This is a genomic window from Streptomyces sp. GESEQ-4, from assembly GCF_017948455.1.
Classification (GTDB): Bacteria; Actinomycetota; Actinomycetes; order Streptomycetales; family Streptomycetaceae; genus Streptomyces.
This window is the reverse complement of the sequence record NZ_JAFFSU010000003.1, coordinates 1-25632: the sequence shown is the minus strand read 5'-3', so window position 1 is coordinate 25632 and position 25632 is coordinate 1. Positions and strand designations below refer to the sequence as shown.

General features: G+C 70.2%; 22 protein-coding genes. 12 read left to right on the top strand and 10 right to left on the bottom strand.

Annotated elements, in window-relative coordinates:
• Window positions 1-77: 77 nt before the first annotated feature.
• From KCH48_RS08320 to KCH48_RS08290, 7 genes are all read left to right on the top strand, one after another.
• On the top strand, window positions 78-1328 hold the full coding sequence (locus tag KCH48_RS08320) for a branched-chain amino acid ABC transporter permease (RefSeq protein ID WP_210571566.1): 1251 nt from the start codon (window positions 78-80) through the stop codon (window positions 1326-1328).
• Between the two features lie 4 nt (window positions 1329-1332).
• Window positions 1333-2313 (top strand): branched-chain amino acid ABC transporter permease, encoded by a 981-nt coding sequence (locus tag KCH48_RS08315; RefSeq protein ID WP_210571564.1) that lies wholly within the window; start codon window positions 1333-1335, stop codon window positions 2311-2313.
• Entirely contained in the window at window positions 2303-3238 is a 936-nt protein-coding gene (locus tag KCH48_RS08310) for an ABC transporter ATP-binding protein (RefSeq protein ID WP_210571556.1), read from the top strand. The genes KCH48_RS08315 and KCH48_RS08310 overlap by 11 nt, the downstream gene beginning before the upstream one ends.
• 53 nt (window positions 3239-3291) lie before the next feature.
• Complete coding sequence (locus tag KCH48_RS08305; protein WP_210571548.1) at window positions 3292-4050, top strand: ABC transporter ATP-binding protein; 759 nt, start codon at window positions 3292-3294, stop codon at window positions 4048-4050.
• 68 nt (window positions 4051-4118) lie between these two features.
• Window positions 4119-5429, top strand: coding sequence for an ABC transporter substrate-binding protein (locus KCH48_RS08300; protein WP_210571546.1), 1311 nt, complete (start codon window positions 4119-4121; stop codon window positions 5427-5429).
• Between the two features lie 95 nt (window positions 5430-5524).
• Window positions 5525-6754: a MalY/PatB family protein gene (locus KCH48_RS08295; protein ID WP_210571544.1), complete on the top strand. Its 1230-nt coding sequence runs from the start codon at window positions 5525-5527 to the stop codon at window positions 6752-6754.
• Window positions 6755-7041: 287 nt separating this feature from the next.
• Complete coding sequence (locus KCH48_RS08290) at window positions 7042-7482, top strand: SRPBCC family protein (RefSeq protein WP_210571542.1); 441 nt, start codon at window positions 7042-7044, stop codon at window positions 7480-7482.
• A gap of 38 nt (window positions 7483-7520) precedes the next feature.
• Here the strand turns inward: KCH48_RS08290 and KCH48_RS08285 are convergent, their stop codons facing one another.
• From KCH48_RS08285 to KCH48_RS08260, 6 genes are all read right to left on the bottom strand, one after another.
• On the bottom strand, window positions 7521-8333 hold the full coding sequence (locus KCH48_RS08285; RefSeq protein ID WP_210571540.1) for an amidohydrolase family protein: 813 nt from the start codon (window positions 8331-8333) through the stop codon (window positions 7521-7523).
• A 4-nt stretch (window positions 8334-8337) separates the two neighbouring features.
• Window positions 8338-9495 (bottom strand): XdhC family protein, encoded by a 1158-nt coding sequence (locus KCH48_RS08280; RefSeq protein ID WP_210571538.1) that lies wholly within the window; start codon window positions 9493-9495, stop codon window positions 8338-8340.
• 49 nt (window positions 9496-9544) lie between these two features.
• Window positions 9545-11002, bottom strand: a complete 1458-nt coding sequence (locus KCH48_RS08275; protein WP_210571536.1) for an NCS2 family permease — start codon at window positions 11000-11002, stop codon at window positions 9545-9547.
• Between the two features lie 342 nt (window positions 11003-11344).
• Window positions 11345-13741 (bottom strand): xanthine dehydrogenase family protein molybdopterin-binding subunit, encoded by a 2397-nt coding sequence (locus KCH48_RS08270; protein WP_210571534.1) that lies wholly within the window; start codon window positions 13739-13741, stop codon window positions 11345-11347.
• Between the two features lie 4 nt (window positions 13742-13745).
• The gene (locus KCH48_RS08265) at window positions 13746-14315 is read right to left on the bottom strand and encodes a (2Fe-2S)-binding protein (protein ID WP_210571532.1); all 570 of its coding nucleotides are present in this window, start codon (window positions 14313-14315) and stop codon (window positions 13746-13748) included.
• Complete coding sequence (locus KCH48_RS08260; RefSeq protein WP_210571530.1) at window positions 14315-15205, bottom strand: xanthine dehydrogenase family protein subunit M; 891 nt, start codon at window positions 15203-15205, stop codon at window positions 14315-14317. The genes KCH48_RS08265 and KCH48_RS08260 overlap by 1 nt, the downstream gene beginning before the upstream one ends.
• Window positions 15206-15537: 332 nt before the next feature.
• On the opposite strand from KCH48_RS08260, the gene KCH48_RS08255 reads away from it, so the two are divergent.
• Window positions 15538-17238 carry a PucR family transcriptional regulator ligand-binding domain-containing protein gene (locus KCH48_RS08255; protein WP_210571528.1) on the top strand — a complete coding sequence of 567 codons (1701 nt, stop codon included), beginning with the start codon at window positions 15538-15540 and terminating at the stop codon, window positions 17236-17238.
• Window positions 17239-17382: 144 nt separating this feature from the next.
• Window positions 17383-18150 carry a hypothetical protein gene (locus KCH48_RS08250; protein ID WP_210571526.1) on the top strand — a complete coding sequence of 256 codons (768 nt, stop codon included), beginning with the start codon at window positions 17383-17385 and terminating at the stop codon, window positions 18148-18150.
• 52 nt (window positions 18151-18202) lie between these two features.
• On the opposite strand, the gene KCH48_RS08245 is transcribed toward KCH48_RS08250, so the two are convergent.
• Window positions 18203-19030 carry a GntR family transcriptional regulator gene (locus KCH48_RS08245; protein ID WP_210571524.1) on the bottom strand — a complete coding sequence of 276 codons (828 nt, stop codon included), beginning with the start codon at window positions 19028-19030 and terminating at the stop codon, window positions 18203-18205.
• A 169-nt stretch (window positions 19031-19199) separates the two neighbouring features.
• On the opposite strand from KCH48_RS08245, the gene KCH48_RS08240 reads away from it, so the two are divergent.
• Together KCH48_RS08240 and KCH48_RS08235 are read left to right on the top strand one after the other, a co-directional pair.
• Window positions 19200-20048: a (2Fe-2S)-binding protein gene (locus KCH48_RS08240; protein ID WP_210571522.1), complete on the top strand. Its 849-nt coding sequence runs from the start codon at window positions 19200-19202 to the stop codon at window positions 20046-20048.
• Between the two features lie 268 nt (window positions 20049-20316).
• Window positions 20317-21366 carry a DUF2637 domain-containing protein gene (locus tag KCH48_RS08235; protein WP_210571521.1) on the top strand — a complete coding sequence of 350 codons (1050 nt, stop codon included), beginning with the start codon at window positions 20317-20319 and terminating at the stop codon, window positions 21364-21366.
• Between the two features lie 30 nt (window positions 21367-21396).
• On the opposite strand, the gene KCH48_RS08230 is transcribed toward KCH48_RS08235, so the two are convergent.
• Window positions 21397-21849: an ATP-binding protein gene (locus tag KCH48_RS08230; RefSeq protein ID WP_210572217.1), complete on the bottom strand. Its 453-nt coding sequence runs from the start codon at window positions 21847-21849 to the stop codon at window positions 21397-21399.
• Window positions 21850-22227: 378 nt separating this feature from the next.
• A complete protein-coding gene (locus KCH48_RS08225; RefSeq protein WP_210571519.1) occupies window positions 22228-22833 on the bottom strand; it encodes a hypothetical protein in 606 nt (201 codons plus the stop codon).
• Between the two features lie 215 nt (window positions 22834-23048).
• Here KCH48_RS08225 and KCH48_RS08220 point away from each other — a divergent pair, with 215 nt between their 5' ends.
• On the top strand, window positions 23049-24506 hold the full coding sequence (locus KCH48_RS08220) for a helix-turn-helix transcriptional regulator (RefSeq protein ID WP_210571517.1): 1458 nt from the start codon (window positions 23049-23051) through the stop codon (window positions 24504-24506).
• Between the two features lie 30 nt (window positions 24507-24536).
• Here KCH48_RS08220 and KCH48_RS08215 read toward each other — a convergent pair.
• The coding region (locus KCH48_RS08215; protein ID WP_374104662.1) for a PP2C family serine/threonine-protein phosphatase at window positions 24537-25632 on the bottom strand (1096 nt) is incomplete at its 5' end.

The window sequence follows — 25632 nt, the reverse complement described above, 5'->3', positions numbered from 1 at the left end:
AGGCCATGACCCCACCCCGTGCACGTTGGCGCGTACGCCGCGATCCCGCTCGCCTGTCACTACTGCGGGGAGCGGTCATGCTCGCGATCGCCCTGCTCGGCGTCGTGGCAGTGGGCGCTCCGACGTACGCGGCTGATGATCGGACCGTGCGGGGAACGTTGCGCAACTCTGCCGACGGCAATGCACCGGTCGCCGGGGTGAAGATCAGTGTCCGGACCAGTACGGGGAAGACCTACACGGGCGCCAGCAACGACCAGGGCCGGTTCGCGATCACTGTGCCCGGCAGCGACTCGGGCACTGTGGCCGTCACCCTGGACACCAAAACGCTGCCCGATGCTGTGCGGATCCGCGACGGAGCGTCGAACACCCTGCGGCCGACGGGCAGCTTGAGCACGATCACCGTGAACTTCCCCCTCGGTCCCGATACCCGTCAAGTGTCGACAGTGTGGGACCGGGTCCCCCAACTGCTCTACAACGGCCTGCAGTTCGGCCTGGTGCTGGCATTGGGGGCGCTTGGCCTGTCCATGGTCTTCGGCACGACGGGGCTGTCGAACTTCTCCCACGGCGAGCTGGTGACCTTCGGGGCATTCGCCACCTATCTCGGCAACCGGGTCGTGGGGCTGCCCATCGTCGTGGCGGTGGCGATGGCGGTAGGGCTGTCGGCCCTGTTCGGCTACCTGAACGAAAAGGGTTTGTGGCGTCCACTCAGACGCCGCGGAACGGGACTGATCGCCATGATGATCGTCTCGATCGGTCTGCAGTTCTTTCTCCGGAACTTCTACCAGTACTTCACAGGTGGCCGCGCCTTGACCTACCGCGAATACGTCACGCCCGCCGGCCGGGACGCCTTCGGCCTGTTCACCTACACCATGCGAGACGTCGTCATCATCTCCGTCAGTGGGCTTGCGCTCGTCGCGGTCACTTTTGCTCTGCAGTACACCCGGCTCGGTCGCGCCACGCGCGCGGTGTCGGACAATCCGGCCCTGGCCGCCGCGACGGGGATCAACGTCGGCAGTGTCATAGCCACGGTGTGGATCGTGGGCACCGCGCTGGCGGGACTGAGCGGGGCGTTCTTGGGATTCTCCCAGTCAGTGAGCTACCAACTGGGAGCGCAGATACTGCTGTTGATCTTCGCCGCCACCTGCGTCGGAGGTCTGGGATCAGTGTGGGGCGCGATGATCGGCTCGGTCATCATCGGGCTGTTCGTCGAGACCTCAACCTTGGTCATCCCGTCGGAACTCAAGTTCGCGGGCGCGATGGTCCTGCTGGTGCTGGTCCTGCTCGTCCGACCACAAGGCCTGCTCGGCCGCGCCGAGAGGGTCGGGTGAGGACATGGACATCATCGGCGCCGTCACGGGGGCACTGCACGACGGCTTCGGCTATCTGGCCGTCTCGTTCTGCCTGGCTGCGATCGGTTTGAACATTCAGTTCGGCTACGCCGGGCTGGTCAACTTCGGTCAGGCCGCCTTCTTGTCGGTGGGCGGCTACATCATGGGCGCGGCGATCGCCACAAGCGGGATTCCCACCGTCCTCGCGATCCTGCTCGCGATCGCCTGCACCGTGGCGCTGGCGTTGATATTGGGCATCCCCACCCTGCGTCTTCGGGCGGATTACCTGGCGATCGTCACCATCGCGGCGGCAGAGATCCTACGGCTTGTGTTCGGGACGTCGTTCCGGACGTACTTTCACGGCAAGGACGGTGTGACCGGCTTTACCGCCGGGTTCCGGAGCCTCAACCCGCTGCCGAACTATGACGGCTTCTTCCTCACCTACAGCCGGGAGGAGCTGTGGACCATCATGGTCGGCTGGGGTCTGGTCATCATGATCAGTCTGCTCACCTGGGCCCTGATGCGGTCACCGTGGGGAAGGGTTCTTCGGGGCATCCGCGAAGACGAGGATGCGATGCGGTCTCTGGGCAAGAACGTCTACGGCTACAAGATCCAGGCCCTCATCCTCGGTGGAGTGGTCGGATGCGCCGGAGGCTTCGTGGGCGCGTTCGGGGCAGCTTCGGTCCAGGCCGACACGTTCAACCTGGACTTCACCTTCATCGCCTTGACCATGCTCATCCTCGGCGGCGCCGCTCGGATCCTTGGTCCGATCGTCGGCGCGGTGATGTTCTGGGCGATCCTGTCATTCCTCGGATCGATCTTGACGCAGTTGGCGAGCTACCCGGTCGTGGCGCGGTTCATGAACGCCGACCAAGCGTCAACCATCCGGCTGATGTTGGTCGGATTGGCGCTGATGCTGCTGATGATCTACCGGCCGCAAGGCATCTTCGGTGACCGAAGGGAGCTCGCGCTCGATGCCCACTGACAACTTCCCCACTGACCACCTCACCTCGGGCACTGCTTTGCAGTCGGTGCCGCGTGAGCCCGGCGCCGCCAAACCCGACCCCGTTGTGGTCGTGAACGGAATCCGCCGCACCTTCGGCGGTCTCACCGCGGTCGACGTGGAGCATCTCGAAATCCAACGTGGGGTCATCACCGCCCTGATCGGACCCAACGGTGCGGGCAAAACCACGTTCTTCAACCTGCTCACCGGCTTCGATCAACCTGACGCCGGTTCCTGGTCCTTCGACGGGACGCCGCTCAAAGGCAAGGCGGCCTACAAAGTGGCACGCCTCGGCATGGTCCGGACCTTCCAGCTGACCAAGGTGCTCTCGAAACTGACAGTGCTGGAGAACATGCGGATGGGCGCCGCAGGTCAGCGTGGCGAACGCTTGTGGGCCGCCGCACTCCCCGCCCTGTGGCGGGCGCAGGAACGGGACATCACCGACCGGGCCCGGGACCTGCTCAAGCGGTTCAAGCTCGACGCCAAGGAGGAGGACTTCGCCGGATCCCTGTCAGGCGGCCAGCGAAAGCTGCTCGAGATGGCGCGAGCACTCATGGTCGAACCGAAGCTGGTCATGCTCGACGAGCCCATGGCCGGCGTCAACCCAGCGCTGAAGCAGTCCCTGCTCGGGCATGTGAAGTCGCTGCGGGACCAGGGAATGAGCGTCCTGTTCGTCGAACACGACATGGACATGGTGCGAGAGATCTCCGACTGGGTGGTCGTCATGGCCCAGGGCAAGGTGATCGCCGAGGGACCCCCCACCTCCATCATGTCCGACGAACGTGTCATCGACGCCTACCTCGGAGCTCACCACGACACCGACATCAGCGAGCTCGAAAGCGTCATCCAGGTCGAGCACACACACGACCACGCCGAGCAGAGGGCCGACCGGGAGGTCCCGAGATGACGTCTGCCCACCACGGCCCATCGGACTCCCAGATCACCTCTCGGACACGGCACTTGCAGGCGGCCGAGGGCGCAATCCTTCGCGCCGACGATCTGATCGCCGGGTACCTCCCCGGAGTCAACATCTTGAACGGCGCCGATCTGTACTGCCTGCCCGGCGAGCTGGTCGGCATCATCGGACCCAACGGCGCCGGCAAGTCGACACTGCTCAAAGCACTCTTCGGGCTGGTCAAGGTCACCACCGGCACGGTCCGCCTGCGGGGCGAGGAGGTCACGAACCAGCGCGCCGACGCACTGGTATCCCAAGGAATCGGCTTCGTACCGCAAACCAACAACATTTTCCCCTCGCTCACCATCGAGGAAAACCTGCAGATGGGGTGCTATCAGTCCCCCAAGAAGTTCGCGCCCCGGTTTGCGTTCGTGACCGATCTGTTTCCTGCGCTGGGGCGGCGCCGCAGGCAGCGGGCCGGACAACTGTCAGGCGGTGAGCGGCAGATGGTGGCGATGGGCCGGGCTCTGATGATGGAACCCTCCGTGTTGTTGCTCGACGAACCCTCAGCGGGCCTCTCCCCGGTGATGCAGGACGAGGTGTTCGTCCAGACCCGAGCCATCAACCGCACCGGTGTATCGGTCGTCATGGTCGAGCAGAACGCACGCCGCTGCCTGCAGATCTGCGACCGCGGGTACGTCCTCGACCAGGGACGCAACGCCCACACCGGGCCCGGACAGTCGCTGGCCCGTGACCCCCGGGTGATCGAGCTGTATCTCGGCACCTTGGCCAAGGCCGCCCAGGCAGAAGGCACACCTTCCTGACCCCCGCCACGGCACGGTCATGCACCACGCCAAGAGCGCAACGGTCCTCACCCACCCTTGGAGATCCCATGTCGCTCCCGCGACGCATCATCTGCATAGCCGTTTCGGCCTCCGCCGCGCTGGCAACCGCCGCTTGCGGCTCCAACGACAGCCCCTCCCAAGCCGGCAACGAGCCGTCGGCCAAGGCGGGCACCCAGCTCTACTTCGTGGACGGCAACACCGCCGACTACTCCGGTGATTTCGAGCCGGGCACTCTCAACGGTGTGCGCGCCACCCTGCCCGGCGGCAAGATCGGCGACGAGTTCCGGCAGCGGATCCTCAAGATCAACAGCAAGGTGAAGGACTTCACCTACGCTCCCGAGGCCTACGACGCCACGATCCTCTCCGCCCTGGCTGCGATCGCCGCCAAGAACGACTCCGGCAAGGCGATCGCCGAGAAGGAGATCGGCATCACCAGGGACGGGACAAAATGCACCAGCTTCAAGCAGTGCGCCGACCTGCTCGCTGACGGAACGGACATCGACTACGACGGTGCCTCGGGCCCGATCCAGTTGAACTCGACAGGAAGCCCGTCCGCGGCGACCGTCGGCATCTACCAATTCGGGCAGGACAACAACTACAAGAATGTCCGCTACGTCAGCGGCACCACCCCGGACCAGGCCGCCGTCCAAGCCGACCAGAAGGTCAGCGGCCCCATCCCCAAGGGGGACGGCGTCCTTACGTTCGGCACCCTGCTCCCTGCCACCGGGGACAGTTCCTTCCTCGGCGCCCCGCAATTCGCCGGCGTGGACCTGGCCGTGGACGAAATCAACAAGGCCGGGGGTGTGCTCGGCAAGGACGTGAAGCAGCTGAAGGGCGACTCCGGTGACGGGTCGCCGAACATCGCGCCGTCCGAGACCGACAAACTGCTCCGCGGTGGCGCCGACGTCATCGTCGGCGCCGCTTCCTCGTCGGTGTCGCTGTCGGTCATCGACAAGATCACCGGGGCCGGCGCCGTCCAGATATCGGCCGGAAACACCTCGACCGCATTCGACACCTACCCCGACCACGGCATGTACTTCCGCACGGCCCCCTCCGACGTCCTGCAGGGGCAGGTGATGGCCCAGACCATCACCGAGGACGGTCACAGCAATATCGCAGTCCTCGCCCGACAGGACGCCTACGGCGAGGCACTGGCGAAGAACGTCCGCTCCTTCTACGAGGAGTCCGGCGGCAAAGTCGTCTCCTACGTCCTCTACGACGCGACCGCAGCCAACTACACGGCCGAGGTGGAGAAGGTGAAGGCCCAGAACCCGGACGCCATCGTGCTCATCTCGTTCGACGAGACCAAGAAGATCGTCCCGGAACTCATCAAGGCCGGCATCGGCCAGAACGGCTGAGCCCGTACCTGGCCGACGGTCGTGGCTGCGGATCCGCCCCGCAGCCACGACCACCCACACTGCCGAATCGCCCGTGGAGTGGAGAAGTTTTTCGCATGACCACGAGACCGACGAAAGCCAGGCCCGCCACCGCGGGGTACGGCGCCGACCCCGACTTCGACACGGTGTACGACCGTGCCACTTTCGGATCGGCGAAATGGGCCAACCAATGGGACGAATTCTCCCCGCGTGTCCAGGGCGAGGATCTGCTGTCGCTTTGGACGGCCGACATGGACTTCCGGGCGCCGACGACCGTCATCGAGCGCCTGCGCGCCGCCGCGGACCACGGTATCTACGGCTACACCCTGCGAGACCCGGAACACTTCCGGATCGTGCAGGACTGGTTCACCGTCAGGCACGGCTGGACACCACCGCTGGAAACGCTCCTCCCAGCCCCTGCGATCATGTCCTCGGTCGCAGCGATCCTGCGCACCTTCACCGCCCCTGGAGACGGGGTGATCGTCCAATCACCGGTCTACTCGCCGAACTTCGAGGCCATTACCGGTAACCACCGGCGGCTGCTCGTGAACCGGCTACGGCTCATTGACAACCGCTATGAGTTCGACCTCGACAACCTGGCCGAGCTGGCCGCGTCCGGCGCGAAGGTGCTCTTGCTCTGCAACCCCCACAATCCCTCGGGGCGGAGCTGGACGGCCGCCGAGTTGCTCGCCGTGAACGACATCTGTGCGCGCTACGACCTGCTGGTGATTTCCGACGAGATTCACTGCGACATCCGACTGAACAGTCGGCCCCACGTGGTCTACGCCTCGATCAGCAGCGACGCCGCCCGCCGCGCATTCATCTGCACCGCCCCCACGAAGACCTTCAACCTTGCCGGCCTGCCAACGGCCACACTCTCGGTTGCCGATCCGTCCCTGCGCTCGGAACTGCTGAACGCCATGCGGGCATCGTTCATGATCAACGCACACTACTTCGGCCGTCTCGCCTTGGAGACCGCCTACACCACGGGCGGTCCGTGGCTCGACCGGCTGACCGGCTATCTCAAGGGCAACGTGGCCTTCGTGCAGGAGTTCGTCCAAGAGCGGCTGCCCGAGATCACGCCGATGCCGCCGGACGCGTCGTTCCTGGTCTGGCTGGAGGCTCGTGAGCTTGACGCTCGTGTGGGCGGGCTGCACCAGTTCCTTGTCGACCGTGCGGCTGTCAATCTCTACGACGGCCGGGTCTACGGCCCCGGAGGAGAGGGATACGTCCGGCTCAACGTCGGCTGCCCCCGGAAGGTGCTGACTGAGGCGCTCGAACGCATCGATCGTGCACTGTCACGCTAAGCGCTCCGCTGGCTGTGTCGATATGCGGCTCCGCCGCGCGGGCCGCGCTATGCCGTCGGTCGCCTGCGGCACCGTCGTGGCTGGTCGCTCCCCCACTCTCGAATTCGCTCGAGCGGAGGGACCCCCATCGCGGCGGAGCCGCACATCTATACAGCCCCGCGCCCCTTACGGGGCGCGATTCCGCACCGGACTTCGACAGTACCGCTTAGCCGACCGCCGCTCCACAACACCGGTCCGTGCGGGAAGTTGGGACGGGAATTCACAACGAGCTTCCCTACGATCATTGCGTGGTCGACTTCCTCCTTGAACGCACCGCGCCCCTCCCCCTCCCCGAGGCCTGGCGCCGGCTCACCGAGTGGTCCCGCCATGGCCAGGTCGTCGCGCTGACCCGGGTCACCGTCGTCACCCCACCCCCCACGGGGGAGGGCACGGTGTTCGTCGCCCGCTCCGGGCTCGGCCCCCTTGCTTTCGACGACCGCATGGAGGTCACCGTGTGGCACCCACCGGGCGACGAGACACCGGGCCTGTGCCGCCTGGAGAAGCGGGGCCGCGTGATCACCGGCTGGGCGGAGCTCGAAGTGCGACTGGGGCCGGGGGGCCGGGCGCGCGTTGTCTGGCGCGAGGAACTGGGGGTGCGGCTGCTGCCCGGGGTCTTCGATCCGGTGGTGGAGCGGGCGGCGCGGTATGTGTTCGGGCGGGCGGTGAATCGGTTGCTCAGGCGGCCGTGAAAGGGCCCCTGCGGCCCTGCGGCCCCCGAGCGCAGTTCTCAGAGACTGAAGACCCGACGCGCGTTGCCCGACAGGAACAGTTCGGTGGTCTCGTCGTCCAAGCCCAGTTCGGGGAGGTGTTCCAGTGCCCGACTCGGCGTGATCATCGGGTAGTTGGAGCCGAAGAGGACCTTTCCGCGGCCCCGGCCGCGCAGGTAGGCGACCAGTTCGGGCGGGTAGCGGTGGGCGGTGTAGGCGCTGGTGTCGATGTAGACGTTGGCGTGTTTGTCGGCGACCGCGATCATCTCCGTGGTCCAGGGATAGCCGATGTGCCCGCACACGATGGTCAGTTCGGGGAAGTCGAGCGCGACCTGGTCGACGTACGGAATGGGGCGGCCCGTCTCGGAGGGGCGCAGTGGGCCGGTGTGGCCGACCTGCGTGCAGAAGGGGATGCCGAGGTCGACGCAGGCGGCGTAGAGCGGGTAGTACAGCCGGTCGGTGGGCGGGAGTTGCCAGAGCCAGGGGACGATCCGCAGGGCGACGAAGCCGAGTTCCGTCACGGCTCGGCGCAGTTCGCGTACGGCCGGAACCGGGCGGGTGAGGTCGGCGCCCGCCACGCCGCGCAGTCTGCCGTCCGACCGGTCGACGAACTCGGCCACCTCGTCGTTGCTGATCAGCGGTCCCTGCGGCCCGTACCAGGCCGCGGACAGGCCGATCTCGACATCGGCGGCGGCCAGCGCGGCCACCGTCGCCTTGACGGGCAGTGGCTCCTCGAGCCGCTCCATGCCCGTCCAGCGGCGCAGGGACTCGAACATCTCGTGGTTCGAGTGCCGGAGTGTGGGGTGCTGCATCCATGCGTCGATGACGGGCATGCGGTCAGGCTACCGACCCGATCCGCCCCGCCGGTTCCGGCGCCGGCGTCACGTCGTGGTGGATCGGTGTGTGGGCGCCGGTGAGGGAGACGCCGCTGCCGCCGCGGCGGGCCGCGACGATCTCGGAGGCGATCGACAGGGCCGTCTCCTCGGGGGTACGGGCGCCGAGGTCGAGCCCGATCGGGGAGCGCAAGCGCGCCAATTCCAGCTCGGTCACGCCGACTTCGCGGAGGCGTTCGTTGCGGTCGAGGTGGGTGCGGCGGGAGCCCATCGCGCCGACGTAGGCGACCGGGAGCCGGAGCGCGAGCTTCAGCAGGGGTACGTCGAACTTGGCGTCGTGGGTCAGGACGCACAGGACCGTACGGCCGTCGACCTGCGTGCCCTCCAGGTACGTGTGCGGCCACTCGACGACGATCTCGTCGGCCTCGGGGAAGCGGGCCCGCGTGGCGAAGACGGGGCGGGCGTCGCACACCGTCACGTGGTAGCCCAGGAACTTGCCGATGCGGACCAGCGCCGACGCGAAGTCGATCGCGCCGAAGACGATCATCCTGGGCGGTGGGACCGAGGACTCTACGAGGATGGTGAGGGGGGCTCCGCAGCGCGAACCCTGTGCGCCGATCTCCAGGGTGCCGGTGCGGCCCGCGTCCAGGAAGGCACGGGCCTCCTCGGCGACCGTGCGGTCCAGCTCGGGATGGGCGCCGAAACCGCCGTCGTACGGGCCCTCGGGGTGGATCAGCAGAGCCCGGCCCATCAGCTCCGGCGGGCCGGAGACGATCCGGGCCACCGCCGCCGCCTCCCCGCGCGCGGCGGCGGAGAGCGCGGACGCGAGCACCGGGCGGACGGGGTCGCCCGCCCGGACCGGGGTGACGAGGATGTCGATGATGCCGCCGCAGGTCAGGCCTACGGCGAAGGCGTCCTCGTCGCTGTAGCCGAAGCGTTCCAGGACCGACTCCCCGTCCTGGAGCGCCTGCCGGCACAGTTCGTACACCGCGCCCTCCACACAGCCGCCGGAGACCGAGCCGATCGCCGTGCCGTCGGCGTCCACCGCGAGGGCGGCGCCGGGCTGGCGGGGCGCGCTGCCGCCGACGGCCACCACGGTGGCCACGGCGAAGTCGCGTCCCTGCTCGACCCACCGGTGCAGCTCTTCGGCGATGTCCAGCATCTTCGGTCTCCTTGACGGCGGTTGTGCGGAGGGGTGTTCGGCGGAGTGCCTAGTGCACGCCCATCCAGGTCTCTATGGGATTGAGGGCGAAGAAGACCAGGAAGATGCCTGTGAGGGCCCACATGAATGCCCCGATCTCCCGTGCCTTGCCCTGAGCGATCTTGATGGCGACGTACGAGATGACGCCGGCGGCGACACCCGCCGTGATCGAGTACGTGAACGGCATGATGACGACGGTCAGGAAGACCGGGATCGCGGTGGCCCGGTCCGCCCAGTCCACATGCCGCGCGTTCATCATCATCATGGCGCCGATGACCACGAGGGCCGCCGCCGCGACCTCGCCCGGCACGATCGCCGTGAGCGGGGTGAAGAAGAGGCAGGCCGCGAAGAACAGGCCGGTGACGACCGAGGACAGGCCCGTACGAGCACCCTCGCCCACCCCCGTCGCCGACTCGACGAACACGGTCTGGCCCGAGGCACCGGACACACCGCCGATCGCGCCGCCCGCGCCGTCGATGAACAGCGCCTTGGACAGGCCCGGCATCCGGCCCTTGTCGTCGGCCAGCTTGGCCTCGGTGCCGACGCCGATGATCGTCGCCATCGCGTCGAAGAACCCGGCGAGCACGAGCGTGAACACGATCATGCCGACCGTCATCGCGCCGACCTGCCCCCATCCGCCGAACTCGACATGGCCGAAGATCGAGAAGTCGGGCATGGAGACCGCGCTGCCGTGCAGTTCGGGTGCGCCGCTCGCCCACTGCTTGGGGTCGATGACGTCAAGTGCGTTCAGGATCACGGCTAGTACGGTGCCGCCGACGATGCCGATCAGGATCGCGCCGGGGATGCCGCGCGCCTGGAGCATGAAGATGGCGAGGAGGGTGACCGCGAAGAGCAGGACGGGCCAGCCCGCCAGTTCGCCGGCCGGGCCGAGGGTGACCGGGGTCCCCTCGCCCTGGTGCACGAAACCGGCCTTGAAGAAGCCGATCAGGGCGACGAACAGGCCGATGCCCATGGTGATCGCGTGCTTCAGCGCCAGCGGGATCGCGTTCATGATCATCTCGCGGAGGCCGGTGACGACCAGCAGCATGATGACCACGCCGTACATCACGCACATGCCCATGGCCTGCGGCCAGGTCATCTGCGGGGCGACCTGTGAGGCGAGGACGCCGGAGACGGAGAGGCCGGCGGCGAGGGCGAGCGGCACCTTGCCGAAGAAGCCCATCAGCAGTGTGGTGAGGGCCGCGGCGAACGCGGTCGCGGTGATCAGGGCCTTCTGGGCGAGCGTGTCCCCTGCGGCGTCCTTGCCGGACAGGATCAGGGGGTTGAGGAGGAGGATGTACGCCATCGCCATGAAGGTGGTGACGCCGCCGCGGACCTCGCGGGCGACGGTGGATCCTCGCCGGGATATGTGGAAGTACCGGTCGAGCCAGGACCTGCCGGCCGGGATGCGGGTGCCTTCGCCCGCGTCTTCGGCGGTGGTCCTCGGCTCAAGTGACTGCTGGGTCATGTGGGCCTGCTCCCAAGGTTCATAGGGACACCCGTATGGGGAACCGCCGGGGTGGCGGCTACGGGATTTGGGAAGGTGCTTCGGCCGCACGACCCGGGGGACGGCCCGAGACGAACGATGCGTGTGCGTGGTGCTGGACTTGACCGGCGTCGGGGTGGGCGTGGGTGAGCTGTTGCCCGGCGTCGGGGTGCCGTCGCGCCCACCCGTGCCGCCCTGCGGCACGACTGCCCGCGACGGCAGCGGCGTTACGACGTTGCCGCATGCGGCGGCGGACGTAGCGACGTTGCCGTTGCCGCACGCGCCCGGTGCGGCGCGACGGCAGCGGCGTTACGACGTTGCCGCTTACGCCGTGCCCGTGAGGTGCTCGGGACGTACCGGCGTTCTGTTCAGCTCCAGGCCCGTCGCGTTGCGGATTGCCGCGAGGACGGCTGGAGTTGAGGAGAGGGTTGGGGCTTCGCCGACGCCGCGGAGGCCGTAGGGGGCGTGGTTGTCGGCGAGTTCGAGGACGTCGACCGGGATGGTCGGGGTGTCGAGGATGGTGGGGATCAGGTAGTCCGTGAAGGAGGGGTTCCTGACCTTGGCCGTCTTGGGGTCGACGATGATCTCTTCCATCACCGCGACGCCCAGGCCCTGTACCGTGCCGCCCTGGATCTGGCCGATGACGGACAGCGGGTTGAGGGCCTTGCCGACGTCCTGGGCGCAGGCCAGCTCGATGACCTTGACCAGGCCCAGCTCGGTGTCGACCTCGACGACGGCGCGATGCGCGGCGAAGCTGTACTGGACGTGGCCGTTGCCCTGGCCGGTGCGCAGGTCGAAGGCCTCGGTGGGCCGGTGCCGCCACTCCTCCTCGACCTCGACGGTCTCGTCTTCGAGGACGTCCACCAGGTCGGCAAGGACCTCGCCGCCGTCGGTGACGACCTTGCCGCCCTCCAGGAGCAGCTCCGCCGTCGCCCAGGCCGGGTGGTACGTACCGAACTTGCGGCGGCCGATCTCCAGCACTCGCTCCCGGACCAGCTCGCACGCGTTCTTCACCGCGCCGCCCGTGACATAGGTCTGGCGCGAGGCCGACGTCGAACCCGCCGAGCCGACCTGCGTGTCCGCCGGGCGGATGGTCACCTGCGTGACGCCCAGCTCGGTGCGGGCGATCTGCGCGTGGACGGTGACGCCGCCCTGGCCGACCTCCGCCATCGCGGTGTGCACGGTGGCGACGGGCTGGCCGCCGACAACCTCCATGCGGACGCGGGCAGTCGAGTAGTCGTCGAAGCCTTCGGAGAAGCCGACGTTCTTGATGCCGACGGCGTAGCCGACTCCGCGTACGACGCCTTCACCGTGCGTGGTGTTGGACAGACCGCCGGGCAGCTGCCGTACGTCCGCGCCCTCGCTGCTCTCCCACTGGCGCTCCGGCGGCATCGGCATCGCCTTGACGCGGCGCAGGAGTTCGGCGACCGGGGCCGGGGAGTCGACCGGCTGGCCGGTCGGCATGATCGTGCCCTGCTCCATGGCGTTGAGCCGGCGGAACTCCACCGGGTCCATGCCGAGTTTCGCCGCCAGCTTGTCCATCTGCGCCTCGTAGGCGAAGCACGCCTGGACCGCGCCGAAGCCGCGCATGGCGCCGCAGGGCGGGTTGTTGGTGTAGAGGGCGATCGCCTCGATGTCCACGTCGTCGACCACGTACGGGCCGACGCTCAGCGACGCGGCGTTGCCGACGACCGCCGGGGAGGCCGACGCGTAGGCGCCGCCGTCCAGGACGATCCGGCACTTCAGGTGGGTGAGCCTGCCGTCCTTGGTGGCGCCGTGCTCGTAGTACAGCTTCGCGGGGTGGCGGTGGACGTGTCCGAAGAAGGACTCGAAGCGGTTGTAGACGATCTTGACGGGCTTGCCGGTGCGCAGGGCGAGCAGACAGGCGTGGATCTGCATCGACAGGTCCTCACGGCCGCCGAACGCGCCGCCGACGCCGGACAGCGTCATACGGACCTTGCTCTCGGGCAGGCCGAGGACCGGGGCGATCTGCCGCAGGTCGCTGTGCAGCCACTGGGTGGCGATGTAGAGGTGGACGCCGCCGTCCTCGTCCGGGACCGCGAGGCCCGACTCGGGGCCGAGGAAGGCCTGGTCCTGCATGCCGAAGGTGTACTCACCCTCGACGACGACATCGGCACGCTCACGGGCCGCGGAGACGTCGCCTCGTACGATCGGCTGGCGGTGCACGATGTTCGGATGCGGGACATGGCCGAAGTGGTGGTCGTCGCGGCCCTCGTGGACGAGGATCGCGTCCGGCGCGGTCGCGGAGGCCTCGTCCGTGATGACCGGCAGTTCCCGGTACTCCACCTTGATCTTGGCGGCGGCGCGGCGCGCGGTCTCCGGGTGGTCGGCGGCGACGATCGCGACGGGCTCGCCGTGGTGGCGGACCTTGCCGTGCGCGAGGACCGGGGTGTCCTGGATCTCCAGGCCGTAGTTCTTCACGTCGGTCGGCAGGTCGTCGTAGGTCATGACGGCGTAGACGCCGGGCGTCGCGAGGGCCTCGCCCGTGTCGATGGACACGATCTCGGCGTGCGCGACCGTGGAGCGCAGGATCTGGCCCCAGAGCATGTCCTCGTGCCACATGTCGGACGAGTACGCGAACTCACCGGTGACCTTGAGCGTGCCGTCCGGGCGGAGGGTGGACTCGCCGATGCCGCCCTTGGTCTGGGAGCCCTGGGTGACCTTGGTGGGAGCGCCGATGGGAGCGCCGTTGGTTCGCATGGTGTCAGACCGCCTCTCCCTGCCGGGCGGCCGCGAGCCGGACCGCGTCCATGATCTTCTCGTAGCCGGTGCAGCGGCACAGGTTGCCCGACAGCGCCTCGCGGATGTCCGCGTCGGTCGGGTTCGGGTTGCTCTCCAGCATCTCGTCGGCGGCGACCAGCAGCCCCGGCGTGCAGAAGCCGCACTGGACGGCGCCTGCGTCGATGAACGCCTGCTGGATCGGGGAGAGCTCCGTGCCCTCGCCGGTCTGCGAGTCGGTGCCCTTGGCCTGCCATCCCTTGGCCTCGTCGAGCGACGTTCCACAAGTGTCGCCGCAGGAGCGCTGCTTGGCGTAGTCCGCCAGGCCCTCGACCGTGACGACCTCGCGGCCCTCCACCTGACCGGCGGCGACCAGGCACGAGCACACCGGCACACCGTCGAGCCGGACCGTGCACGAGCCGCACTCACCTTGCTCGCAGGCGTTCTTCGAACCCGGCAGACCGAGCCGCTCACGCAGCACGTACAGCAGGGACTCGCCCTCCCACACGTCGTCGGCTTCCTGGGGACGGCCGTTGACCGTGAAGTTCACACGCATTACGCAGCTCCCTCGGTGATGCGGCGGGCGCCGCGGTACGACTCCCAGGTCCAGGTCAGCGTGCGGCGGGCCATGACGCCGACCGCGTGCCGGCGGTAGCTCGCGGTGCCCCGGACGTCGTCGATCGGGTTGCAGGCGCCCGAGCACAGCTCCGCGAACTGCTTGGCGACCGACGGGGTGATGATCTTGCCGTTGTCCCAGAAACCGCCCTCTTCGAGCGCCGCGTTCAGGAACTCCTCCGCCGCCTTCGCGCGGACCGGGGTGGGGGCGGCCGAGCCGATGCCGGTGCGGACAGTCCGCGTCTCGGGGTGCAGCGCCAGACCGAAGGCGCACACCGCGATCACCATGGCGTTGCGGGTGCCGACCTTGGAGAACTGCTGCGGCCCGTCGGCCTTCTTGATGTGTACGGCCCTGATCAGCTCGTCGGCGGCGAGCGCGTTGCGCTTCACGCCGGTGTAGAACTCGTCGATCGGGATGAGACGGGAGCCGCGCACCGACTCGACCTCGACCTCGGCGCCGGCCGCGAGGAGGGCGGGGTGGGCGTCACCGGCCGGGGAGGCGGTGCCGAGGTTGCCGCCGACGCCGCCGCGGTTGCGGATCTGCGGGGAGGCGACCGTGTGCGAGGCGAGGGCCAGGCCCGGCAACTCGGGACGCAGCTGCTCCATGATCGTGGTGTACGGGACGGAGGCACCGAGCCGCACGGTGTCCTCGCCGGCCTCCCACTCGGAGAGCTCGCCGATGCGGTTCAGGTCGAGCAGGTACTCGGGCCGGCGGTGGTCGAAGTTGATCTCGACCATCACATCGGTGCCGCCCGCAATCGGCACAGCGGTGGGGTGCTCGGCCTTCGCGGCGAGCGCCTCCTCCCAGCTGGCGGGGCGAAGGAAGTCCATGACCGGCTCTCTTCTTCGTCTCGTGGGTCGTACTGATCAAGCCAGATCGGGTGCGGCGGGACTGGCTTGTTCATGTTCTGTTAACGCGGATCGACGTCAGTACACAGCGCGGTGCGTCTCCTCGGTCAGTCACGGAAACCATGAAGGAGTTGGCTGGCCAGCGAGGTCATCTTGTAGATTCGTATGAATGGAGGTCACCGGTAACCTCCTCGTTTTTCCGTGGAAACGTCAGTCACAACCCTGGTGACCTGGGACACCTCGAACCGGCCGCGGCCACCATGCCCCATCAGGATTCATCGTAGATTTCGAGACAGAGAACGGCGGCGACGAGAATGCGGCTGCGCGCACTGCTGGACACCGACGCGCTGGGCCTCAGGCTGCTCGGCGGCGAGGACGAGCTGGACCGCACCGTCCGCGGCGTGATGACCACCGACCTCAGGGACCCCAGCCGCTATCTCTCGGGCGGGGAGCTGGTGCTCACGGGCCTGGCCTGGCGCCGGGACGCCGAGGACTCCGAGCCGTTCGTACGGATCCTGGTGGCGGCCGGCGTGGCCGCGCTCGCCGCCGGTGAGGCCGAGCTCGGGGACGTCCCGGACGATCTGGTGGTCGCCTGCGCCAAGCACCGGCTTCCGCTGTTCGCGGTGCACGAGTCGGTGGCGTTCGCGACGATCACCGAGCATGTCGTACGGCAGGTCTCGGGCGAGCGCGCAGGCGATCTCGCGGCGGTGGTCGACCGGCACCGGCGGATGATGACCTCGGGCCCCGCGGGCGGCGGTCCCGACGTGGTCCTCGACCTCCTCGGCTCCGACCTGGACCTGAGCGCGTGGGTGCTGTCGCCGACCGGGCGGCTCATCGCGGGCCCGAAGGTGGGCGGGCCCGAGCTGCCCGCCGACCTGTGTGCGCGGCTGGCGGCCGAGCATCTGGCGGCCGCCCGCACCGGACGGCGGGGCCCGCGCCGGGTGACGCTGGGCGCCACGCCGTACGCGCTGTTCCCGATCCGCAGCTGGGGGCACCTCCCGGGGGTGGCTGGGGAAGGGCGCTCCCCGCAGGGCGCCCGGGACGTGCGGGAGACGGTGCTGTCGGACTGGCTGCTGGCCGTCGCGGCGGACGCCGGGGACTGGCCGGAGGAACGGCTCGACCTGCTCCAGGGCGTCACCCAGCTGATCGCGGTGGAGCGGGACCGGCGGGACGCCGCCCGTACGGTGCGCAGGCGGCTCGCGCAGGAGGTGCTGGAGCTGGTGCAGACCGGTGCCGCGCCCGCCGAGATCGCCGCCCGGCTGCGGGTGGCCGCGCCGGTGCTGCTGCCCGGGCTCGGCGCCGCGCCGCACTGGCAGGTGGTCGTGGCCCGCGTCGAGTGGGACGGCGGGGACATCGAGGGCGGGCCGGTCGCCCAGTCGCTGCTGGAGGAGATCCTCGTCGACCCGCTGTCGACGGGACCGGAGCCCTCCGACCGTATCGCCGTCGCCCACACCGGCGACGAGGCGATCGCCCTCGTCCCCCTCCCGGCGGTGTCGACCGAGCACGACGGCTCAGAGACGGGGATCCACGCCGACGCGCTCCTGGAGTCCGTACGGGATCCCCTGGCGGCCGGTCTCGACGAGGACGGGCGGGTCACGCTCGGCGTCAGCGCGGCCGTGCACTCGGCGGAGGGGCTGCGCGGGGCGCTGGAGGAGGCGCGGCACGCACGGCGGGTGGCGGCGGCCCGGCCCGGCCGGGTGTGCGCGGCCGGCCACCAGGAGCTGGCCTCGCACGTCCTGCTGCTGCCCTTCGTCCCGGACGACGTACGACGTGCCTTCACGGCGCGGCTCCTCGACCCCCTCCGCGACTACGACCGCCGGCACCGCGCCGAACTGATCCCCACCCTGGAGGCGTTCCTCGACTGCGACGGCTCCTGGACGCGCTGCGCCACCCGCCTCCACCTGCACGTCAACACGCTGCGCTACCGCGTCGGCAGGATCGAGCAGTTGACGAGCCGTGACCTGTCCCGCCTGGAGGACAAGCTCGATTTCTTCCTGGCGTTGCGGATGAGTTGAGGTGAGCGGATCGGCCGCGCGAGATCAACGCAAGTGAAAACTTTCACACTCCCTCTTGGCCAGGGCCGACGATTCGTGCTGAGATGCCGCCACCACTCATAGCTCGACGGCGCGCTCGGGGAGGGCAACGTGGCGCATCCCGCCATGTCTGGTTTCGGAACGACCCCTGGTGACGATCCCCTCCAGACCGCGGTATGGCGGCTGCGCTCCCGCGCGTGCTGGGCGGACGCGGCGGCCCTGCTCCGGCCCGACACCCCGGCGTCCGCGTTGCAGCGGGCCGCGCTGCTGGTCGAACGGTGTCTCTACACCGAGCAGGGCTGGGAGGAGGCCGAGGACGGGCTGCGTACGGCCGAGGCGCTGGCCCACACCGACGAGGAGCGGGGCGCGGCCGCTTGTGAACGCGGGCAACTTGCCTATGCGGCCACGCTGCACACGGTCCGGGACCGGGCGGACGAGGCGCGGGCCGCGCTGGGCCGGGCGGCGGCGCTGATCCCGCCGGGGGCGCCGGGCCGCGCGCTGCTGGACTTCCGCCGGGGCCTGCTGGCCGAGAACCTGACGCTCTCCCCGCAGGCGGCGCGCGCCGCGTACCGCCGGGCCCACGCGGGCGCCACGGCCCACTCCGACCCGCTCCTGCTGTCGTTCACCTGGCGCCATCTGGCCGGACTCGCCCTGCGGGACGGCGAGTTGGCGGAGGCGCGGCACGGCTTCACCGAATCCCTGCGCATCCGGGAGGAGTTGGGCTACCTCGTGGGCACGGCGCCGGCGCTGGTGTCCCTGGCCGACGCGGAGGTGGAGCCGGAGGCATCACGCCTGCGGGAGGAGGCCCGCCGGCTGTTCCGGCTACTGGGGGGCGTACCGACGTGGCTGGCCCGGGAGTTGGCGCCGCCTGCACCACCGGCGGCGACGGCCTGAGCGGGGCACACGCCTGAGCGGGGCCGGCCGCCCGCGCGCGCTCCGCGTGCGCTCAGCTCGCTCCCGCGAAGTGCTCCCCCACCAGCGCCCGCACCCCGTCCAGGTCCCGCGAGATCAACGCGTCCAGCAGCGCCGTGTGCTGTGCCGCGTCCGCGAGCAGTTCCGCGCGCCCGCGTCCGGCGGGGCCGTCCACCAGGGGCCACTGGGCGCGGCGGTGGAGGTCCTCGGCGAGGTGCACGAGCTGCTCGTTGCCGGACAGGGCGAGCAGCCCGCGGTGAAAGGCCCGGTCCGAGTCGGCGTACGTCACCCGGCAGCCGGTGCCGGCCGCCCGTACCGTCGCCTCGGCGAGGGGACGCAGATCCGCCCAGCGTTCGACCGGCACCGTCCGCGCGAGGCGCAGCATCACCGGAACCTCGATCAGGGAGCGGACCTCGGCCAGCTCGGCCAGCTCGCGGGCGCCGCGCTCGATGACGCGGAAGCCACGGTTCGGCACGACCTCGACGGCGCCCTCCAGGGCCAGTTGCTGCATCGCCTCGCGCACGGGCGTCGCCGAGACCCCGAAGCGGTCGCCGAGCGCGGGCGCCGAGTACAGCTCGCCCGGGGACAGTTCACCCGAGACCAGGGCGGTGCGCAGGGCGTCGAGGATCTGCCCGCGCACGGAGGACCGCTGGACGGTGGCACGGGGACGCGGAATCGGCGTCTCGCTGTGGGTGTGCTCACCCCGGACACCGCCGGCATCGGGCCCGGGCGCGGCTGCCGCGTCCCGCCCCCGGTCCACGTCGGCCGCCCGCGGCTGGGACGGCACCCGCGGTCCGCCGGCCGGCATCCGTGCCCGCTCCGGATGCCCCGTCTCCGTGGAGCCCTGCGTGCCCTGCCTCACGGGGTCGTCCTCCTCCGGCCTTGTCGGTACTTGGGGTCATTACGGCGGGTTGTTACTCGTCCGTCAAGCACCATAGGGCCAGAAGCGGCCGGTTCACATCTCGATGATGTTGGGTAAGGTAAGGCTTACCTCCAGCCAGCCCCGAATGACACCAGATCGGCGGTCCCGTATGCCCGTGCCCCGCTCGGCCCTCGCGGACGCCTACACGCGTCTGGCCGAGGTCCTCCCGGGGCTGCCGATCACCCAGCTCGACGCCGGGGAGCAGGTCCCCCGGGACGGCGGCTGGATCGCCGCCGACGCGCTCGCGGAGGGCGGAGCCGGGCTGGACGCGTTCCTGGCCTGGGACGACGCACAGGTCGAGCGTGACCACGGACAGCGCGCGCGACCGGATGTCGTCGCCAGCTTCGGCCTGCACCGGTACGCCTGGCCGGCCTGTCTGCTGATCACCGTGCCGTGGTTCCTGAGCCGGCGGGTGCCCCGCTTCCACGTGACGGACGTCTCGTACGACCGGACGGTCCCGGACCTGGACATCGGCCGCCTCGCCGTCCGCGCCCACAGCTTCGCCTGTCTGCCCGGTGACCCCGCCGCCGCCCTGCCCGGCGCCCGTGTCGTCGCCGACGAGGAGGCGCTGCGCGGCGAGGTGCGGGAGGCCGTCGCCGAGCACCTGGAACCCGTGCTCGCGGCCTTCGGTCCGCGGATGCGGCGGCGCGGGCGGGCGCTGTGGGGCATGGCGACCGACGAGGTCGTCGAGGGGCTCTGGTACGTCGCCGAAGTGATCGGCGAGCAGGAGCGGGCGAGGCGGGAGCTGGAGCTGCTGCTGCCGGGGGCGACCAAGCCGTACGTCGGCTCCGCCGCCTTCCGCGAACTGACCGGACCGGACGGCGAGCCGCTGCCCACCCGGGACCGGGCGAGCTGCTGCATGTTCTACACGCTGGACCCCGACGACGCCTGCGCCACCTGCCCGCGCACGTGCGACGCGGACCGCGTCGTCAAACTCCTGGCCGAAGCGGCCGGTTGAGGATCAGCTGCGGACTGGGCAGCCCCACGGTTACAGGCGATTCACAGTTTCCTCACTTCTCGCGGGAACTTTCCGTCGAACCATCCGTACGGGTAGTCTTATTCGAACTCAACTCTCGCCCCTCACGCGGCAGTTCGAGCAGAACGCCGCCTTGGGCATCCCCTTGCACCTCCTTGGCGGCCTCTTGCCCCGAAACCCCCTGAGGGGCGGTGGAATTGGGCCACCATGGCGGGCGTTACACGCCCTATCCCAATGCAAGGGACCCCAGATGAGATTGACCGACATATCGCTGAACTGGCTGCTTCCGGGCGCCGTACTGCTCCTGGGCATGCTGGCGGCGGTGGCGGTGCTCGCGCGTGGCAAGCGCACCTCGGGGAAGGACGCGAGCGCGGACGACTCGTGGGAGCGCAGCGAGGAGCGCCGCAGGCGCAAGGAGGCCATATACGGCACCGCCTCCTACGTGCTGCTGTTCTGCTGTGCGGCGGTGGCGGCCGCGCTCTCCTTCCACGGCCTGGTCGGCTTCGGCCGGCAGAACCTCAACCTGTCCGGCGGCTGGGAGTACCTGGTCCCGTTCGGCCTCGACGGCGCGGCCATGTTCTGCTCGGTGCTCGCCGTGCGCGAGGCCAGCCATGGTGAGGCCGCGCTCGGCTCCCGGATACTCGTGTGGACGTTCGCCGGCGCCGCGGCCTGGTTCAACTGGGTGCACGCGCCCAGGGGTCTGGGCCATGACGGCGCCCCCCAGTTCTTCGCGGGCATGTCCCTGTCGGCGGCCGTCCTCTTCGACCGGGCGCTGAAGCAGACCCGCAAGGCCGCGCTGCGCGAGCAGGGCCTGGTGCCGCGCCCGCTGCCGCAGATCCGTGTCGTCCGCTGGCTGCGGGCGCCCCGCGAGACCTACAAGGCCTGGTCGCTGATGCTCCTCGAAGGCGTACGCAGCCTGGACGAGGCCGTCGACGAGGTGCGCGAGGACAAGCGGCAGAAGGAAACGGCCCGACTGCGCCGGCGCGAGCAGGACCGGGTCGAGCGGGCCCAGCTCAAGGCGATCAGCCGGGGTCACCGCGGCTTCGTCGGACGCGGCCCCGGCCCCGGGCGGCCGATGGAGATGCCGGCCCTGGAGCGCGACTCCGACCGAGTCACCGCGGAGCCTGCCATATCCACCTCGGAGCCCCTGCCCGTACGCTCACGGCCCTCCCTTCAGCCCGTCCGCCAGAGCTCTGACCCGATCACCGTGGACCTCACCGCGGAGGACGACACGATGGCGCTGCCGCGCCTCGACTCCCTGGAGCGCAAGCTCAAGGATCTGGAGCAGCAGTTCGGCTAGGAAGACCGGGAACGGACGCAGTCGACGACGTCAGGGGGTACGGCCCGGGGCCGTACCCCCTTTCGCTGGTCGTGCTGCCCCCGCGTCGAGTTCGAACCACACCGCCTTCCCCACCCCGTGCGGCCGTACGCCCCAGGCGTCCGCGAGGGACTGCACCAGGGCGAGACCCCTGCCGTGCGTACCGTCGTCGGCGTTCGGTACGCGCAGCCGGGGCCTGCGGGCGACGAAGTCCCGTACCTCCACCCGCAGTCCACGGGGTCCTACGACGGCCGTCAGGACCGCGTCGTTGTCGGTGTGGACGATGGCGTTGGTGACGAGTTCGCTGGTGAGCAGTTCCGCTATCTCGGACCGCCCGGGCTTGCCCCAGTGCCGTAACAGCTCGCGCAGTGCCCTGCGTGCCTCCGGGACCGCCGCGAGGTCCGCGCGTCCGAGTCTGCGCCGCAGCTGCGGCCGCGCCGTGACGCTGTCGGCCTCTTCCTCCATCATGTGAGCCGAGAAGGCCCCGATCGCCGTGGGACCGCCCCCTCGTACCTGCCTTTTCATGACCCCCGCCTGCGTGCCGATGTCGGGTTCCCCTCTGCCTCGAACACGTTCACGGGGATCCATGCCCGTTGGCTCACTCGACAGTCATGTGGGGTCGTCGACGACCGGCTGTTCGGGCCATGCGTACGACAGCCGCCGCACTGTCGACGAACCCTGGTGGAGGCGGCCCCAGGCTGCGGGGTATCGGCCCAACTGCCCATGGCGCGCCGCCGATCCCGCCGTACGCGACGAAGCCGGGGGGCAGTTGGGTCCGACCGGTTCCCCCGGCCCGTGAAGCTGGCCGGAAATCGCCGCTTTCAGGCTCAGCTCAGTGGAGGTTCAGTGGAGCTTGGCGACAGCCGTGGTCGTCGTCTTCTTGAAGGCCCTCACCGGCGCGTCGTCGAAGTCGCCGAGCTGCGACCACTCCACGACCGTGACGGTGCGTCCGTCCCGGCCGACCGACAGGAGATGGATGTCCGTCGCACCCCAGGAGGCGGCGGTGTGCAGGCCGTGCACGCGGGCGCCCTCCTCGACGGGCAGAGTGCCGTAGTCCTTGTGCGTGGCCTCGATCTCCGGGTCCCGCTCGATGCGGGCGGGGCAGGTCCGTATCTCCTTGTTGAGGCGGGTGGCGAGGGCCTTGGCCTTGGCGGGCGTGCCCGTGACGATGTTCAACTGCCGGGCGCTCGCGTCCAGTTCGGTGTGGAAGGCACGGTAGCGGGAGTCGTAGCCCGGCAGCGCGTCCGCCAGGCACAGCAGCAGTTCCTCCGGGACACCGTCGGTGATGGCGCCCGCGGTCCAGGGGGACGACGGGTGCGGCGGCAGGTCGGCGGCCGAGAGGAACCCCGTGCGGGGTGTCGCGCCGGCCGGTGCGGTCAGTACGGAACCGAGCGTGAGGCCCGTGAGGGCGAGTAGGGTGAGCGCGCCTGCGCGGGTCTTCTTGAGCATGGGTGTCCCCGTGGTGAGTGTGTGAACGACAGGAGCCGCCGCGACTCCGGGTGGTCGGCCCGGTCCTGGTCGGTGCGGCACCAAGAGCATCAGCGGTCACGGCGGGCGGGCGCAACCTCCGGCGCACCGTCGGCGACGGTGGAACCGTCCCAGCCCGTCCGACGTGCAGATACAGGGGGTGCCTGGGATGGCGTCCCGGGAGGGGATACGGGGGAATGGTGCCGGAAGAGGACGACGTCGCGCGGTTCGCGGCGCTGCTGAGGCAGTTGAAGGACCGTACGGACCGCAGTTACGGGGCGCTGGCCCGCCGCCTGCACATGAACACCTCGACCTTGCACCGCTACTGCGCGGGCGAAGCGGTCCCGGTCGACTTCGCCCCCGTGGAACGCTTCGCCGCGCTGTGCGGGGCCACCGCGGAGGAGCGGTTGGAGCTGCACCGACTGTGGCTGGCGGCGGTGGCGGCGCGACAACGGCCGGTGGGGAAGCCGGAGATGGCGCAGGAGGCGGCTGGGGCTACGGGTGCCGGGGTGGCTGGGGCTACGGGTGCCGCGGCGGCCGGGGTTTCAGGAGCCGGGGCGCCTGGCGCTGCGGGAGCCGGGGCGGCTGAGGCTGCGGGAGCTGCGGCGCCCGGCGCTACGGGAGATGCGGCGCCCGGCGCTGTGGGAGCGGTATCGGCCGGTGCTTCGGGTGCCGCCCCCGCTCCCCGCGCCACCCCCTGGTACCGCCGACGCCGCCTCACCGTCACCACGGCTGCCGTGGCCGCCGTGCTGCTGGCCACGCTGGGCACCCTGTCCGCGCTACCGGACGGGAGTTCCTCGGTGGAGGCCGATGGCCGGCTCGCCGATCCCACCCCCACAACGACGTCCGGCGCACCGAAGAGCCCCTCCCCCAAGTCGCCCAGCCCTTCCTCCTCTTCCGGTTCCGCCACACCGTCACCGTCGGTCAGCGGCAAGGCGGCCACGTCGGCGCCGCCCACCGGCGGCGGTGGCGCGGCCTCCGGCAACGGCCCGTCGGGGGGCGGCTCCTCCGGCGGTGAGGAGACGCCGAGCGGGACTGCCGACGTGCCGCTCACCTGGACGGCCGACTCGCACGAGTGGGCGCTCGGCTGCAGTCATGACTACGTGATCAACAAGCCGCCGCAGCAGGTGCCTCCGCCACCTCCCCCGCAGGACGCCGCGAACTGGGCCAGGGCGCTGGGAGCGGTGCACGGGCGGGAGCAGTTGGTGGAGATCTCCGTGCAGGGGCGCTCCAAGACCGCCGTGGTGCTGGAGGCGCTCCGCGTCCGGGTGGTGGGCCGCGGCGAGCCGGTCGCCGGAAAGGCGTACTCGATGGACCAGGGCTGCGGCGGATCACTGTCGCCGCGCTACTTCGCCGTCGACCTGGACATCAACCGGCCCATCGCCCGCCCGGTCGACGGCGGCGACGAAAACGGCCCGATCCCGGCGGTACGCATGCCCTACCGGGTCTCCTCCGAGGACCCGGAGGTGCTGCTCGTCACCGCGACGACTGAGACCTGCGACTGCCGCTGGTTCCTGGAGCTCGACTGGTCCTCCCAAGGGCGCTCCGGAACAGTCCGCATCGACGACCACGGCCGCCCGTTCCGCACGAGCAGCATCGAGGGCCTGTCCCGGTACTCGTACCACCAGCTCCAGTGGAGCCCCTGGACCGAGTGAGCAACGCCGTTACGGCCGCGGCAGGTTGACTCACGCCTCCCAAACCGCGGCGGCCGTACGGTCGTCGGCGTAGCCCTTGACCCGGGTCTGGGTGTCGGCGAGGAACGCGGCGAGGCCGGGCGGGGTGGGGCCCGACCATCGGCCGGTCAGGTACTTGCACAACTCGGGTTCGCCGCGCAGGGGTTCGGCCAGGCCGCCGGTGCACATCAGGAGCGTGTCACCCGGGCGGGCGACGGAGGCGCGGAAGCGGAAGGGTTCGCGGGGCGGCTCGGGGGCGGGCTCGTACGGGCTCGGGGGCGTCGGGATGCCCAGGTCCATGGTGAGCCGGTCGCCCTCGGGCGTCTCGTGCGGGAGGGAGCCGAAGCCGACGACGGGTTCGCCTGTGATGTCGCCGACCGACGGCTCGATGTCGTGCCACTCGCCGTCCCTGAGCCGGAACAGTCCGCCCGCGCCGACGCCGAAGAACACACGGGTACGGCACTCGGGGTCGGCGGGCAGCAGCAGACAGCGCAGGGTGGCCGCGTACTCCTCCGGGTCGATGCCCTGCTCGGCCGCGCTCGCGCGGAGTTTGCCGAGACTGCGGTCGGTGAGCCGGTGCAGCCCCGACTTCAGATCGCCTCGCCGGGCCGCCCGGATGTCCTCGCTGAGCCGCGCGTGACTGCGGCCCACGGCCCGCCCGATCCAGTGACAGGCCTCGGCCGCCGCGCGGTGCGCGCCCGGTGTCGCCCGTGCCCCGGTCGCCATCGCCACGAGGATCAACGCCTCCTCACCACTGCCGAAGCGCGCGGTGAGCAACGAGTCCCGACGCGGCTCACCCCGGTACCGCGCGGAGTCCCCCCGCACCGAAACAGCCCGCAACGAGCACGTCCCGTATTGGGCACCGTCGAGCACGGTGTCGGCGACGAGGTCGTCGAGATCATCCGGGTCGGCGGGGGGTAGCGCGGTGGGTTCGGCGTCGTAGGTGGGGGGTCCGGTACCGACGTAGTCGAGGTGGGGGGGTGGGGGGGGGGGGGGGGCGGGGGGGGGGGCGGGGGGGGGGGGGGGGGGGGGGGGGGGGGGGGGGGGGGGGGGGGGGGGGGGGGGGGGGGGGGGGGGGGGGGGGGGGGGGGGGGGGGGGGGGGGGGGG

Bases quoted from the DNA above. Each gene is read 5' to 3' on its own strand.
- KCH48_RS08300 (WP_210571546.1), top strand. From the start codon at position 4,119: ATGTCGCTCCCGCGACGCATCATCTGCATAGCCGTTTCGGCCTCCGCC.
- KCH48_RS08230 (WP_210572217.1), bottom strand. From the start codon at position 21,849: ATGGAGGAAGAGGCCGACAGCGTCACGGCGCGGCCGCAGCTGCGGCGC.
- KCH48_RS08265 (WP_210571532.1), bottom strand. From the start codon at position 14,315: ATGCGTGTGAACTTCACGGTCAACGGCCGTCCCCAGGAAGCCGACGAC.
- KCH48_RS08255 (WP_210571528.1), top strand. From the start codon at position 15,538: ATGCGGCTGCGCGCACTGCTGGACACCGACGCGCTGGGCCTCAGGCTG.
- KCH48_RS08310 (WP_210571556.1), top strand. From the start codon at position 2,303: ATGCCCACTGACAACTTCCCCACTGACCACCTCACCTCGGGCACTGCT.
- KCH48_RS08250 (WP_210571526.1), top strand. From the start codon at position 17,383: ATGTCTGGTTTCGGAACGACCCCTGGTGACGATCCCCTCCAGACCGCG.
- KCH48_RS08270 (WP_210571534.1), bottom strand. From the start codon at position 13,741: ATGCGAACCAACGGCGCTCCCATCGGCGCTCCCACCAAGGTCACCCAG.
- KCH48_RS08285 (WP_210571540.1), bottom strand. From the start codon at position 8,333: ATGCCCGTCATCGACGCATGGATGCAGCACCCCACACTCCGGCACTCG.
- KCH48_RS08225 (WP_210571519.1), bottom strand. From the start codon at position 22,833: ATGCTCAAGAAGACCCGCGCAGGCGCGCTCACCCTACTCGCCCTCACG.
- KCH48_RS08240 (WP_210571522.1), top strand. From the start codon at position 19,200: ATGCCCGTGCCCCGCTCGGCCCTCGCGGACGCCTACACGCGTCTGGCC.
- KCH48_RS08280 (WP_210571538.1), bottom strand. From the start codon at position 9,495: ATGCTGGACATCGCCGAAGAGCTGCACCGGTGGGTCGAGCAGGGACGC.
- KCH48_RS08315 (WP_210571564.1), top strand. From the start codon at position 1,333: ATGGACATCATCGGCGCCGTCACGGGGGCACTGCACGACGGCTTCGGC.
- KCH48_RS08220 (WP_210571517.1), top strand. From the start codon at position 23,049: ATGGTGCCGGAAGAGGACGACGTCGCGCGGTTCGCGGCGCTGCTGAGG.
- KCH48_RS08260 (WP_210571530.1), bottom strand. From the start codon at position 15,205: ATGGACTTCCTTCGCCCCGCCAGCTGGGAGGAGGCGCTCGCCGCGAAG.
- KCH48_RS08295 (WP_210571544.1), top strand. From the start codon at position 5,525: ATGACCACGAGACCGACGAAAGCCAGGCCCGCCACCGCGGGGTACGGC.
- KCH48_RS08320 (WP_210571566.1), top strand. From the start codon at position 78: ATGCTCGCGATCGCCCTGCTCGGCGTCGTGGCAGTGGGCGCTCCGACG.
- KCH48_RS08275 (WP_210571536.1), bottom strand. From the start codon at position 11,002: ATGACCCAGCAGTCACTTGAGCCGAGGACCACCGCCGAAGACGCGGGC.
- KCH48_RS08235 (WP_210571521.1), top strand. From the start codon at position 20,317: ATGAGATTGACCGACATATCGCTGAACTGGCTGCTTCCGGGCGCCGTA.